The sequence below is a fragment of the Sinomonas flava genome (assembly GCF_039531875.1).
In the GTDB taxonomy this organism is placed as follows: domain Bacteria; phylum Actinomycetota; class Actinomycetes; order Actinomycetales; family Micrococcaceae; genus Sinomonas; species Sinomonas flava.
The window spans coordinates 208,250-221,698 of the sequence record NZ_BAAAQW010000006.1; the positions used below are offsets into that span (position 1 = coordinate 208,250).

The window sequence follows — 13,449 nt, forward strand, 5'->3', positions numbered from 1 at the left end:
GCGGCTCGGCCGTGCTCAGCGAACGGCGGCCCTCGGTTTCCCCGTCTCCGCACGAGGTGCGGCGTCCGCTCCGAGCCGAGCCCCTTCTCGGCTGAAGAAGACAGCGACCAGGCCCGCGACGAGGATCAGCGCCCAGGCGACCCCGACGAGGGCGAAGCTGCCGTCGACCATGACGAGCAGGGTCGCGAGCATCGGCGTCAGGCCCGCCCCCAGGGTCGATGCCGCTTGGTAGGACAGAGACGACCCGGTGTAGCGGACCTCTGGCGGGAACTGCTCGGAGATGTAGGCGCCGATGGGCCCGGCGAGCAGGCCCTGGACGAGCCCGTTACCGACGATCACGGCTACCGAGAAGCCCCACAGGGTGCCGTTGTGGAGGAGGACGAGCGCCGGGTAGACCCAGAGGATCCCGAGCACCCCGCCGGCAGCAAGCACCGCCCTGCGGCCCAGCCTGTCGCTGGCCCGGGCGGCGGCGAAGCATCCGATGATGGTCACGACGGCGGCGATGCCCTTGACGTTGAGGATGCCCTCCCGGGAGACCCCCTCCGCGTTGGCCACAGACACGCCCCACGAGGTGAGGAACCCCTGCATCGTGTAGAAGCCGAGGGATGCCACGAGCGTGAGCACGAGCGGGCGCCAGTGCCGGCGGAACACCACGACGACCGGGAAACTCTTCCGCTTCCGCGAATCCGCCGCCTCGGAGTCCAGCGCCTGGAAGACGGGCGATTCGGCCACCTTGAGGCGGATGAGCAGGCCGATGAGGATGAGGACGGCGGAGAGCAGGAACGGGATGCGCCAGCCCCAGTCGAGGAAGGCGGGGCCGGTCAGCGCGGAGACCCCGGAGACGACGAACGTTGCGACGAGTCCGCCCGCCGGTCCGCCCGCGTTGGCGAAGGCGGCGGCGAAGCCCCTCTTTGACTCGGGCGCGTGCTCGAGGGCCATGAGCGTGGCGCCTCCCCATTCACCGCCCACGGAGATGCCCTGCACCACCCGGAGGATGACGAGCAGGATCGGAGCGGCGAGGCCGATCTGGGACTGGGTCGGAAGGAGGCCGATCGCCACCGTCGCGACGCCCATCAGGAGCATCGAGACCACGAGCATGCGCTTTCGGCTGACCCGGTCACCGAAGTGGCCGAAGACGACGCCGCCGAGCGGGCGGGCAATGTAGCCGACAGCCAGCGTGCCGAAGGAGGCGAAGAGGGCGACACCCGGGGGCAGGTTCGAGAAGAAGACCTTGTCGAAGATCAGGGATGCGGCAGTGGCATAGAGGATGAAGTCGTAGTACTCGATGATCGAGCCGATCGCGCTCGAAGCGAGGATCCGGCGCAGGTCTTTGGTATTCAGCGAGTCCGAGGGGTTCCCAGCTCGCGTCGTTGCGTGCGTCATGTGCGGGCCTTCCGGCGGGAGAGTCATGTGGTCCTCACCACAGGATGGCATACGCTGAACACGGTTTGAACATTTTCGGCCTAGAAAATATTTTCCTTGGCCGCCGCCACCCCTCCCCCACTGCGCGCGCGACGACACCCCCGCATGTGAGGCAGATCGCAGAAACACTTGCGCCGCGACTCCTCTACTTTGTAATCTCGAGTCAAGATTATATTTTCTGGCCCACGGCCACTACAGAAGGAGGTCACCGATGGTGGCACGCACGGGAGACCAGTACCGAGCTGGGCTCGTCGACAGCCGAGAGGTATGGCTGGGCAACGCACGCATCGACGTCTCGACGCACCTCGCTTTCCAGGGCTCCATCGCGGGAATGGCCGCGTACTTCGACTACCAGCACAAGTACGCCGACGACTGCCTCATGGTGGATCCCGAGACCGGCCAGCAGCACAACGTGTCCCTGATGCGGCCGCGCAGCGCGGAGGACATCGGCCGCCGGCACCGGGCGTTCGACCGGCTCGCGCGGTACTCCAACGGCATGCTGGGCCGCACCCCTGACTACGTGAACGTGGTCCTGGCCGGGCATGCGAGCCGCAAGGACATCTATGACCGCTCCGGCGACCCGGTGTACTTCGAGCGTCTGGAGGCCTACTGGCGGCTCGTGCAGGAGCAGGACCTCGCCCTCACCCACACGATCGTGCACGCGGCCATCGACAAGAGCGTCGGCGAACTGCAGGGCATCAACGAGGAGCTGACGCTGCGCGTCGTCGACCGCACTGAGCAGGGCCTGGTCGTCCGGGGCGCCAAGATGCTCGCCACGCTCGGCCCCATCGCCGATGAGCTCTACGTCTACCCCGCGACGCCGATCCAGAAGGGCTTCGAGGAGTACGCCCTCTCCTTCGCCATCCCGGTGGCGAGCCCCGGCGTCGTCGCCGTCTGCCGAGACCACTACGGGGTGGACATGGAGGTCGTCGACAGGCCCTTCTCCTCGCGGTTCGACGAGCAGGACGCGGTCATCATCTTCGACGACGTCCTCGTCCCCTGGGAGCGGGTCTTCATCGACGGAGACCTGGGGGTGTACAACGCCATCAACGCGGCGACGGCCACCGGCAACACCCAGCAGCAGACGGCAATCCGTGCCACCGTCAAACTCGAGTTCGCCTACGATCTCTGCACCCAGATGGCCCGGGTCACCGGCACCGAGGCCAAGCCGGACACGGCCGCAATGCTGGGCGAGATCTACTCCTACCTCCGCATCGCCCGTTCGGTGGTGGCGGATGCCGAGAACCGCGCCTCGGACTGGGGCGGTGGCGCCTTCTTCTGCCACGACGACATCTCGTCGCTGCGCACGGTCCTGCCCGTGTGGATGGCCCGGGTCAACGACATCATCAAGTCCATGGGCTCCCACAACCTGCTCGCCACCCCGACGGCCAGCGCGTTCGAAGACCCCCGGCTGGGGCCGCTGCTCCACAAGTACCTCCCCGGCGCGAACGGAATCGCCCCTGAGGAACGCGCCCGCATCTTCCGCACCGCCTGGGACTTCGCGGGATCTGCCCTCGGCAGCCGGATCGAGCTGTACGAGCGGTTCTACCTCGGTTCGGTGGCACGTGCCAGGGCGCTGGACCACCGGAAGGCCCAGGCCAAGGGTGAGACCGGCGCCTTCGCCGCGATGTTCGCCGAGGCCGGCATCGCGCCGGTACCGGCACCGGCCGAAGAGCTCGACGACCTCGCGGCGAGCAACGCCTGAGGCCGAAGCCACAGGATCCACGAAGGAGGCGATGAGGATGAGCGCAACCGCTGCCGACCACTGCGTGACGGACGACGGCGCCCGGGTCGCCGCGCGCGCCCGGCTCACCGCACATCTGGCGGCGCACGTCATGGACACGCAGCCGGAGGGAATTCCCGCTGAGGCGCGGGAACGCGCCGTCGTGCGGCTGCTCGACGCGCTGGGGTGTGCCCTGGCGGGGCACCGGGCCCCGAGAGGCGACCGCCTCCTGGCCCTCGCCCGCGGCTGGGGAGGCCAGCCCGAGGCCCGCATTCTCGGCACCTCCACCGCCGTCCCGTCGCGCACCGCGGCGTGGGCCGGGAGCGTGCTGACACGGTCCTTCGACTTCGAGCCCGTGAGCGCCGAGGGCCCCGGCGGCGAGGAGGTCGCAGCCCACATCACGGGCACGACCGTCCCGGTGGCCCTCGCCGAGGCGGAACGGCGCGGGGCCGGCGGTGCGGCCCTGCTCGACGCTCTGGTGCTCGCCGACGACATCACGGCCCGCCTCGCGGTGGGCAGCGGTTTCGACGTCTACTCCGGCCAGGACAACACCGGCACGGTCAACGGCATCGGCGCAACCGCCCTCGCGGCCAGGCTCGCTGGCATCGGGACGGACGGCCTGGTCGACGCGTGGGGCATCGCTGTACAGCAGCTCGGGGGGTCCGTCGCGCCGATCTTCGACCACGCGCCCGCGTTCCGGCTGCCGATGGCGTTCGCGGCGCAGGCCGGCATCACCGCCGTCGAGCTTGCCGGCATCGGCTACCGCGGCGAGGACGATCCGCTCGCAGGCCGCTTCGGCTTCCTCGACCGCTTCTGCTCCGAGCCGCGGCCGGAGGTCATGCTCGAACGCCTCGGCGAGGTCTTCTGCGCCGACCGCGTCATCAAGCCCTTCAGCTCGTGCCGCGCCAGCCACCCGAGCCTCGACGCGGCCGCTCGCCTGCATGCCCGGGGTGTGCGGCTCGATGATGCCGCGAGGATCCGTGTGCATGTCACTCCCCGCACAGCAGCAGGCTTCGTCGGGGCCCCCTGGCATCCCGGCCGCACCCCCGAGGTCGATGCCGCCTTCAGCCTCCGCTTCACCGCGGCGGCCGCGCTGGTGCATGGGACCGTGCGTCCCGAGCACCTGCTCACGGCGGCCGACCCCGAGATCTCAGCGGCCGCTGAGGCCGTTGAGATCGTGCCCTCACTCGCCCCGCGCGAGTACCTCACCGCAGAGGTCGAGGTGCTCCTGCACGACGGCGGCACGGTCCGCGAGCGGGTCGAGGCCCCTCTCGGCGACCGCCACCACTCCCCGCTCACGGACGCGCAGGTCGAGGCGAAGTTCCTCGCCAACGCGGACTTCGCCGGCATGAGCCAATCCCGCGCACGGAGGGCACTGGCCCTCGCGCGAGAACTGCCCGGCGCCGCATCCGTCGGGCCTCTCCTCGACTCGCTTGCACTCGACTGAGCGCGGCACCCTTCCCAGCAACCCAGCTTCCCGTCCAAAGGAGGACACCATGACCACCCAGCCCATCACCGCCGCCGGACCGGTCGTCGACCCCATTGTGTTCCGCAATGTCGTGGGGCACTTCGCCTCTGGCGTCACGGTCATCACGACCGTGGTCGACGGCAAGCCCTACGGCACCACGGCGTCCGCCGTCTCCTCCCTGTCGATGGAGCCGCCCATGATGCTCGCGTGCCTCAACCGCGCCTCGTCGACTCATGACCGCGTGGTCGAGGCCGGCGTCTTCGGCATCAACATCCTCGCCGAGGACCAGGCCCCGCTCGCGTTCCAGTTCGGCCGCAAGGGCGGGGACAAGTTCGAAGGGGTCGGCTACACCGTTTCCGAGAACGGCGTCCCGCTCCTGGACGGTGCACTGGCCACGATCGAGTGCCGCGTGGCAGAGACGGCCACGGGCGGCACCCACACCGTCTTCCTCGGCGTCGTCGCGCAGGCGAGCGCCGCGGATCGCCAGCCGCTCGCGTACTACCGCGGCACGATGGGGCGCCTCGAGCGCGTGCTCGAGGTGAAGGCCTACGACGGCGTCCGGGACTGGGTGCTCAAGCGGCGCACGCCGCTCGGTTCCGTCCTGGATCCGGTGGCCATCGGAGAGGCTGTCCGCTCCGAGCCCGAGCAGGTGCAGAACGCCCTCGTGAAGCTCACCGCAGAGGGCCTCGTGACGCGCAATGACGAGGGACTCCTCGAGCCGCAGCCCATCACGGCCGAGACGACCGACGCCGCGTACGACGGACGGGCCACCATCGAATCGGGCGTCATCGCCTCCCACCTGGGGCGCCTCAGCGACGGGGAGGTCGCCGAGCTGCGCCGGATCGTCGGCGAGCTCGAGGCCCTCCGGGCGGATCAGGCGGGCGACCTGGACGCGTTCCTCTCGCTCAATGTGGCGTACCACGACTGCCTCGTGTCGGTGGCAGGCTCCGCCGCGCTCGTGGACGCGTTCCGCCGGCTCGGGATCGGCACGGTGTGGCGTCAGGCGCTCACCGCCGACGAGTGGTCGAGGCAGCTCGAGACCAGCCACATCCACGCCCTCACCGAGGCGCTGGCTGCCCGTGACGGTGCGGCAGCGCAGGCCGCCCTCGCCGCGCACACGGCCTTCGCGAAGAAGCTTGCCCGGGACGTGATCGCCCGCCACGGCGGGACCGTCTGACGGCATGGACCCGCATGGGGGAAGGGGCGGGGCGCTGTGGGCGTCCCGCCCCTTCCCCGTGGGAGAGCACTGTCGGAAGGCTGGCCGTCAGAAGGTGATGACGGACCGGGCCACGGCGCCGGTCTCCTGACGGGCGTAGGCATCGTTGATCTCTTCGAGATCGATGCGCACCGAGACGAGTTCGTCCAGGTTGAGGCGACCCTGCAGGTAGAGGTCGGCGTAGAACGGGATGTCGCGCCGAGGGTCGGTGGAACCCATGTACACCCCTCGCATGGTGCGCTGGCCCAGCAGCAGGTCCCGCATGACGTCGACATCGAGCGGCGTGCCCTGGGGGATGCCGATGAAGTTCACGGAGCCGCCGGTGCGCGTCAGGCCGAGGGCCTGACGCTGGGTGGCACCGAGCCCAATGGCCTCGAACACGTGGTGCGCGCCGCCTTCGGTAGCGGCGCGGACCGCTTCGGCCGCGTCCTCCTCGGCGGGGTTCACGACGTGCGTGGCGCCGAACCGCCGCGCGAGAGCAAGCTTTGGCGGCTGCAGGTCGATGCCGACAACCGCTCGGGCACCGGCCAGGGCTGCGCCTTGGACAACGTTGAGGCCCACCCCGCCGAGCCCGACGACCGCGACCGTCTCCCCGGGACGCACCCCCGCCGTGTTGAGCACCGCACCCACCCCCGTCGAAACCGCACATCCGAGGACGGCGGCCTGGGCGAAGGGGATGTCGCGGGGGACCCTCACGAGCTTGTTGCGGTGCAGAAGGGTGCGCTCCGCGAAGCCCGCAACGCCGAAGGCCGTGACCGGAGCGCCATCGCGTGTGAGGCGTGAGGGCGCGTCCGCCGGCCGGCGGGCAGCGGCGGGATTGAGGCAGCGGAAGGGAGCTCCGGTGCGGCACTCGCGGCAGACGCCGCAGAAGTCGACCTCCGTTGCCACGACGTGGTCACCTACGTCGAGGTCGGTGACGCCGGGGCCCACGTCCACCACGATGCCGGACATCTCGTGCCCGGCGACCATGGGGACGGGGCGGCCCCGGTCCACTGAGGCGACCAGGTAGTCGGAGTGGCAGAGCCCCGCGGCCGCCACCTCCACCAGCACCTCCTCGCCCCGCGGGCGGTCCATGCCCAGGTCCTCGATGTCGAAGGTTCCGTCCAGCCTGTTGATGACCGCTGCTCGCATTCTTCCTCGCTTCTCCTGCGGCGGCACTCCCTACAGCGGAGCGCCGAATATTGCACTTATTGGATGACTATGCTTTTTGCCCGTGGCGTCGATGAAGCAGCACAGCAGGAGAGGCCGGGTCGTCAGACCCGGCCTCTCCTGCATCCCCAGAGACGCCTACTCAGTCCTTGCGCAGGCGGTGCATGATGCGCGCCCGAGCTTCCGCGAAGCGCGGGTCGGCCTTGGTCTCCAGCTGGTCGCGGTGGTCGCCGAACCCCGTCTCGATGACGTCGACGACGGTCGCCGGTTTGTTCGCGATCACTACCACCTTGTCGGCAAGGTAGAGCGCCTCGTCGATGTCGTGGGTGACGAGGAGGATGGTGACGCCGAGCTCCTGCTGGAGGTTCAGCACGAGGTCCTCGAGATCGAACCGGGTCTGCGCGTCCACGGAAGCGAAGGGCTCGTCCATGAGCAGCACCTTGGCCTCGTAGGCGAGCGCCCGTGCGATCGCCACTCGCTGCTGCATCCCGCCGGACATCTCCCACGGAAACTTGTGGCCCTGGCCCGCGAGCCCCACCGCGGCGAGGTTCTTCTCCGCGGCAGCGGTGCGCTCGGCCCTGCCCATCCCCTTTCCCTGAAGGGGGAAGGCCACGTTCTCCAGGGTCGTCATCCACGGCATGAGCGAGCGGCTGTAGTCCTGGAAGACCACCGCCAGGTCCGGATGAGGTCCGTCGATGACATCGCCCGAGACCGTGATCGTCCCGGACTGTGGCCGGATCAGCCCGGAGAGGCAGCGCAGCAGGGTCGTCTTGCCGACTCCGGACGGCCCCACGATCGAGACGAATTCGCCGGACGCGATGTCCAGATTGAGGTCGGCGAGGATCGGGTTGAGCGCGGCGCCGGTGCCATAGCTCATGGTCAGCCCCCGCACCGTCATCACGTCCTGGCTCCGCTCCGGGAGGTTGCGGACGCCGGCGTCGTCCTTGAGGGGCTGGTGCTGGATGGTCATGGTCTCTCCTGACGGCACGTGTTCCTGGATGGGCAGGGCGAATGCGGCCCAGATCATTGGGCACCCGATGCGTGGTACCAGCGCAGCACCCGGCGCTCGACAAGGACGAACAGCATCGAGAGCACATAGCCGACGACGCCGACGAGCAGCGCTCCTGCCCACGTCTGGGGCACCTGGAACGTCGCGGAGGAATTGAGGATGTAGAAGCCCAGCCCCTCGGTGGAGGCGAACATCTCCGAGACGACCATGACGGTGATCCCGATGGGCAGGGCCACGCGGATGCCGGCCATGATCTGGGGCAGCGCGGCGGGAAGGACGACCCGGCGGAAGTAGAGGGCGGGAGGGATCCGGTACACCCTCGCGAACTTCCGGACGGTCGGCTCCACGCCGAGGACGCCGTCGATCGTGTTGAGCAGGACGGGCCACATGCAGGCAAAGGCGATCGTTCCGACCTTCGGTCCCTGGCCCACGCCGAATGTGCCGATGATGAGCGGCACCAGCGCAGCTTGGGGAATGGACCGGAAGAAGTGGATGATCGGGTCGACGATTTCTCGGAGCCACCTCGCCTCGCCGAGCAGGATCCCGAGAAGGATCCCGACGCCGATCGCGATGGCAAGGCCTCCGAAGAGGTTTCCGAGGGAGTAGGCCGCGCCTGCGGCGATGACCCCATTGCCGAGGTCCCTGCCCAGGGAGGCCATGATGTCGGCAAGGGGCGGGATGAAGAAGTTGGTGCTCCTGGCGGACAGGAACCACCATGCGATGGCCGCCACCACCACGAGCCACGAGGCCTGGGCCACGCGCAGGGGCCCTGAAGGCCCGCCGCCGCGCCCTCTCCGCGAGGCGGACCGGGCCGGGCGGGGGTCGGCTGCCTGAAGGGCTGGACTAGTCATCGGTCTGCCTCTTCCATGTCAGGGCACGGGACTCGAGCCGCTGGAGCAGGACGGCGAGCGTCCAGCCCACGAAGCCCGTGAACAGCAGGTACGCGAAGGCGAGGTCCCAGCTGGCGTTCTGCTGCATCAGGGTGATCTGGCGCCCGATGCCGGGTGCCTGTGAGATCACCTCGACGCCGACGGCCACGAGGACCGAGATGGCCGAGGAGATGCGCACGCCCGTGGCGATGAAGGGCAGCGCCGCCGGCAGCAGGACGCGGCGGAAGCGCAGCAGCGGCGCGATCCGGAAGACCGCGACCGTGTCGGCCACGGCCGCCTCCTGCCGGCGGGCGCCGTAGATGGTCTGGATCAGGATGGGCCACAGCGCGCTCAGGGCCACCACCACGATCTCCATGCGGGAGTTGGAGCCGAGGAGCATGATGACGACCGGCATGAGTGCGAGGACGGGGAACGAGCGGCCGAAGTCGATGAGGATGGACGTCGAACGGTCCAGGAAGCGGACCGATCCGATGAGCAGGCCGAGCACGACCCCGATGACCGTCGCGATGAGCCACCCCACGAGCGCCGCGAGAAGCGTCATCCCCAACGCCTGCCAGAAGGCCGGATTCACGAGGGAGGCCCCGACGGCAGTGGCGACCGCGCCCACCCCGGGAACCATGGACGGCAGGACGCCTGAGGCGACGACTGCCTGCCACAGTCCGAGGAGGACGGCGATTGCGAGGAGACGCTGGGCCAGAAGCCACGCTCCGCGGGCGGATGTGCTGGTCATCGTCGGCTCACTTGCCAGCCTCGGCGCGCTGCGGGGCCTGGTCCCACAGTACGTCCTTCACCGCGACGTCCTTCTGGAGCAGCCCGAAGTGGCGCATGGCGTTGATGCCGTCCTGGGCCTCCTTGACGTTCAGGGTCACGTCGGCGGGGACGAACGTCTTGGGCGCCTTGGAGATGTCCGCCTGGTTCACGTCCGCATAGACCTTCTGCACATCCTGCAGGTGCGCCGGGTCGTTGTAGTAGGCGACGGCCTCCGTCATCGCATCCGTGAACTTCTTCGCCGTCGAGGCGTTCTGGGAGACCCACTGCGCGGTCGTCGTCCAGACCGTCACCGGCATGTCTGCCTGGTACTCCCGGACAGGATTCGAGATCGATGTGTAGCCTGCGGCGACCATCTGATGGTAGAAGCTCTCCGCCGGCACGACGGCGTCGACCGTGTTGCGCTCGAGAGCCGCCTGCATCCCGGAGTAGGGGATCGCGACCTCCTTGACGCCGCTCGTGTCGACACCGGCTCCCTCGAGCGCCTGGAGGACAGGGATGTCACCGCCGGTCTTGACGCCGTTGACCCCGATGGTCTTGCCAGCAAGGTCCTTCAGGCTCTTGACCGGCGAGTCCTTGGCGACGAGGACACCCGAGTTGTCGGACTTCGAGTCCACCATGCCGTTGCCGCCGATCACCTTCACGGGCACGCCCTTGGCAGCCGAGGTCGCGACGTTGATCCAGGAGCCGATGCCGATGTTCACGTCGCCCGAGACAACCTGCGCCAGGAGGGCGGCGGGATCGGCGCCGCGGACGAGCTCGACGTCGAGGCCGTGCTTGGCGAAGTAGCCCTTCTGCTGGGCGATGTAGGCCGTCTCGAACTGGATGGGCGCCACGGCCACCTTGACCTTGATGGTGCCCCCGTCCGACTGCGCCGGCGCGTCCCCGCCGCAGGCTGTCAGCCCGAAGGACATGGCGGCCGCCACGGCGAGTGCCGCGCTGCCTCTGACGAGGAAGGAACGTCGAGTGGTCATGGTCTTTCTCCTGCAGTGTCTCGGCGGCGCTGCCGCATTGGAAGAATGCATTTCTTAGGTAGCAATGTATCTTTGCTGCGATGATGTTGCAAGGGTCACATCTTCGGGACCCTTCGAGCACAAGGAGACGACATGACAGCAACGGCCCCCGTCCACGTGCGTCCGGCCCTCCTCGACGCACCGTTGAGGCTCTTCATCGACGGCGAGTTCGTCGAGGGCACCGGCGGCGATCTCCCCGTCATGGACCCCTCCGAGGGGCAGGAACTGGCGCGGACGTCCCTCGCGAGCGCAGCCGACGTGGACCGCGCCGTCCGAGCCGCGCGCCGGGCGTTCGACGACGGTCGATGGTCCCGGCTCGCACCTGCAGCACGCGCTGCCCGGCTCCAGCACCTCGCGGACCTGCTCGAGGAGAACCTCGACGAACTCGCGCTGCTCGAATCGCTCAACTGCGGCAAGCCGCTCGCCGCGGCCCGCGATTTCGAGATCCGGCAGGGAATCGAGATCCTCCGCTACCAGTCGGGCTGGGCCACGAAGCTGAACGGGGAGACCCGGGACGTGTCCCTCCCGGGCACCTGGCACGCCTACACCCTCCGCCAGCCCATCGGCGTCGCGGGTCTGATCGTGCCATGGAACGTGCCCTTGACCCTGGCCCTGTCCAAGGTCGCGCCGGCCCTGGCAGCGGGCTGCACCGTGGTGCTCAAGCCGGCCGAGCTCACGCCGCTCACGGCCGTGCGCCTCGCCGAGCTGGCCTGCGAGGCGGGGATCCCGTCCGGGGTGCTCAACGTCGTGCAAGGCCTCGGGGGCGTGGCCGGGCAGGCACTCGCCGAGCACCCGCTGGTGGACAAGATCTCGTTCACTGGCTCCACCGGCGTCGGCCAGCACCTGCTGCGGACCGTCTCGCACACGCTCAAGCGCATCAGCCTCGAGCTCGGCGGCAAGTCTCCTGTCGTCGTGTTCGACGACGCGGACCTCGACCAGGCCATCCCCGGCGCAGCCCAGGCCATCTTCGCGAACGCGGGGCAGGTCTGTGCCGCCGGCTCTCGCCTGTACGTCCACGAGGCAGTGGCTGAAGAAGTCGTGGCGGGCATCGCGCGCATCGCAGAGGGCATGCGGCTCGGCGCCGGGACCGCCGAGGGCACACAGCTCGGACCCCTCATCTCCGAAGCCCAGCGCAAGCGCGTGCTGGACTACGTCCGCGCGGGAATCGCGGGTGGAGCCGAGCTCGTCACGGGCGGCACCGCGGCCGACGGCGCGGGCTACTTCGTCCGACCTACCGTCCTGCGCACCGACTCCCCCGAGCTCGCCGTCGTGAGGGAAGAGATCTTCGGGCCGGTCCTCGTCGTGCAGACCTTCTCGGACCGCGACTCGATCGAGGACGTCCTGGCGATGGCCGACGACACAGACTACGGCCTCAGCGCCATCGTGTGGACGCGCGACCTGTCCCGCGCGCTGCTCTTCGCGGATCGGGTCAAGGCTGGCAACGTGCGCGTCAACACCCCCTCCGGCATGGACCCGAATCTGCCGTTCGGCGGGCTCAGGATGTCGGGCTGGGGGCGTGAGAACGGCCGTGAAGGCATCGAGGCCTACACGGAGCTCAAGACAGTGACCGTGCGCCTCGCGTAAGACGCGGCCGCCCCCCGTCTGGGGGTCACCTTCTGGGGGTCACCTCGTGGGAGGCGACCCCCAGGAGGTGACCCTCAGGTGGTGACCCTCAGGAGGTGACTCCCAGGAGGTGACTTCCAGAGGGGACTGCGAACTGGTCCGCGAGCCCCGGAAGGGCGTCCGCAAGCGAGGTGTACGCGCTGCGGCGGGCTCCGATGGGCACGACCGCCGCGACGTACCGGTCGGGCCGAACGAGGAGCTCGTGCCCCACCGCGGCATCGAGGATCCCAGGGTCCACGGTCCCGGCGACAGTGCGCACCATCACCGGCGCGTGGCCCGGACGGGTCACCGACAGCTCCCCCGGTCCCGCCACGGCGAGCCAGGCAAAGCCGCGCCCGAGCACGTCGTCGAGCTTCACGACGGCGCCGCCCTCCGCCGGCACGACGTCGGGCTGCGGCAGCGCGCGCCCGAGCAGGTCGGCCGCATGCCCCGGGACGTCGGGTACCACCGGCACAGCGAGACCCCGGTGGTACCGCGGCTGGCGCAGGAACTTCATGGTCGTGAGCCAGGCCTTGACACGCGGGGCGACTCCGAGCGCCGGGATCGCGGCGTCGCGCAGTGCGCAGACGAGAGGGTTGGTGCTCATGACGACCGCACCGATGCGCTTGGAGAGCCTGACCATCTCGGCCGCGTGGGGTTTCCGCTCGGCCTCGTAGGAGTCCATGAGGGCCTCCCCCACCCGGCCGTGGACGGCCTCGGCCACGCGCCAGGCGGCCGCCGCGGCGTCCCGCAGGCCCGCGTTGAGCCCCTGGCCGGCGAACGGCGGCATGAGGTGTGCCGCGTCGCCCGCGAGCAGGACCCGACCCTCGCGCCACCGCGAGGCCAGACGCTGCTGGGCCGTGTACACGGCAGCACGCCGGACCCTGAGCCTTTCCACGTCCTGGTACTCTCCCACGAGAGCGCGGATCGAGTCGGCTGAGACCATCGTCGCCTCGTCCTCGCCCGGCAGCAGCATGAACTCGTAGCGGCGCCGCCCGTTGACCCCGGGCACGACGACGGCCGGCCGGCTGCCGTTGCAGTGGAACGACGCGTACGGCTCCCCCTCGCCCGCGTCGAGCAGGTCCACGACAATCCACTTCTCGACCTGGGTCGAGCCCTCGAGCCCGATCCCGAGGGCCTTCCGCGCGAAGCTGCGGCCGCCGTCGCAGGCCAGGAGCCACTGCGACCG

General features: G+C 69.6%; 11 protein-coding genes. 4 read left to right on the forward strand and 7 right to left on the reverse strand.

Annotated features, from left to right (window positions below; genetic code table 11):
* Nucleotides 1–15: 15 nt before the first annotated feature.
* Nucleotides 16–1,383 (reverse strand): MFS transporter, encoded by a 1,368-nt coding sequence (locus tag ABD298_RS12255; RefSeq protein WP_344299995.1) that lies wholly within the window; start codon nt 1,381–1,383, stop codon nt 16–18.
* Nucleotides 1,384–1,633: 250 nt separating this feature from the next.
* Here ABD298_RS12255 and ABD298_RS12260 point away from each other — a divergent pair, with 250 nt between their 5' ends.
* The 3 genes from ABD298_RS12260 to ABD298_RS12270 are packed head-to-tail and all read left to right on the forward strand — an operon-like array spanning nt 1,634 to nt 5,790.
* A complete protein-coding gene (locus ABD298_RS12260; protein WP_344299996.1) occupies nt 1,634–3,127 on the forward strand; it encodes a 4-hydroxyphenylacetate 3-hydroxylase N-terminal domain-containing protein in 1,494 nt (497 codons plus the stop codon).
* A gap of 37 nt (nt 3,128–3,164) precedes the next feature.
* A complete protein-coding gene (locus tag ABD298_RS12265; RefSeq protein WP_344299997.1) occupies nt 3,165–4,592 on the forward strand; it encodes an MmgE/PrpD family protein in 1,428 nt (475 codons plus the stop codon).
* A 49-nt stretch (nt 4,593–4,641) separates the two neighbouring features.
* Nucleotides 4,642–5,790: a flavin reductase gene (locus ABD298_RS12270; protein WP_344299998.1), complete on the forward strand. Its 1,149-nt coding sequence runs from the start codon at nt 4,642–4,644 to the stop codon at nt 5,788–5,790.
* A gap of 87 nt (nt 5,791–5,877) precedes the next feature.
* On the opposite strand, the gene ABD298_RS12275 is transcribed toward ABD298_RS12270, so the two are convergent.
* The 5 genes from ABD298_RS12275 to ABD298_RS12295 form a co-directional block, all read right to left on the reverse strand.
* On the reverse strand, nt 5,878–6,960 hold the full coding sequence (locus ABD298_RS12275; RefSeq protein ID WP_344299999.1) for a zinc-binding dehydrogenase: 1,083 nt from the start codon (nt 6,958–6,960) through the stop codon (nt 5,878–5,880).
* Nucleotides 6,961–7,120: 160 nt separating this feature from the next.
* Nucleotides 7,121–7,948 carry an ABC transporter ATP-binding protein gene (locus tag ABD298_RS12280; RefSeq protein WP_344300000.1) on the reverse strand — a complete coding sequence of 276 codons (828 nt, stop codon included), beginning with the start codon at nt 7,946–7,948 and terminating at the stop codon, nt 7,121–7,123.
* Between the two features lie 53 nt (nt 7,949–8,001).
* The gene (locus tag ABD298_RS12285) at nt 8,002–8,745 is read right to left on the reverse strand and encodes an ABC transporter permease (RefSeq protein WP_344300001.1); all 744 of its coding nucleotides are present in this window, start codon (nt 8,743–8,745) and stop codon (nt 8,002–8,004) included.
* Between the two features lie 85 nt (nt 8,746–8,830).
* Nucleotides 8,831–9,607, reverse strand: a complete 777-nt coding sequence (locus ABD298_RS12290) for an ABC transporter permease (protein WP_344300002.1) — start codon at nt 9,605–9,607, stop codon at nt 8,831–8,833.
* 7 nt (nt 9,608–9,614) lie between these two features.
* Nucleotides 9,615–10,619 carry an ABC transporter substrate-binding protein gene (locus ABD298_RS12295; protein WP_344300003.1) on the reverse strand — a complete coding sequence of 335 codons (1,005 nt, stop codon included), beginning with the start codon at nt 10,617–10,619 and terminating at the stop codon, nt 9,615–9,617.
* A 132-nt stretch (nt 10,620–10,751) separates the two neighbouring features.
* Between ABD298_RS12295 and ABD298_RS12300 the strand changes: the two genes are divergently transcribed.
* Nucleotides 10,752–12,242 carry an aldehyde dehydrogenase family protein gene (locus ABD298_RS12300; RefSeq protein WP_344300004.1) on the forward strand — a complete coding sequence of 497 codons (1,491 nt, stop codon included), beginning with the start codon at nt 10,752–10,754 and terminating at the stop codon, nt 12,240–12,242.
* Nucleotides 12,243–12,330: 88 nt separating this feature from the next.
* Here the strand turns inward: ABD298_RS12300 and ABD298_RS12305 are convergent.
* A partial coding sequence (locus ABD298_RS12305) for an FAD-dependent monooxygenase (RefSeq protein WP_344300005.1) occupies nt 12,331–13,449 on the reverse strand: 1,119 nt, incomplete at its 5' end.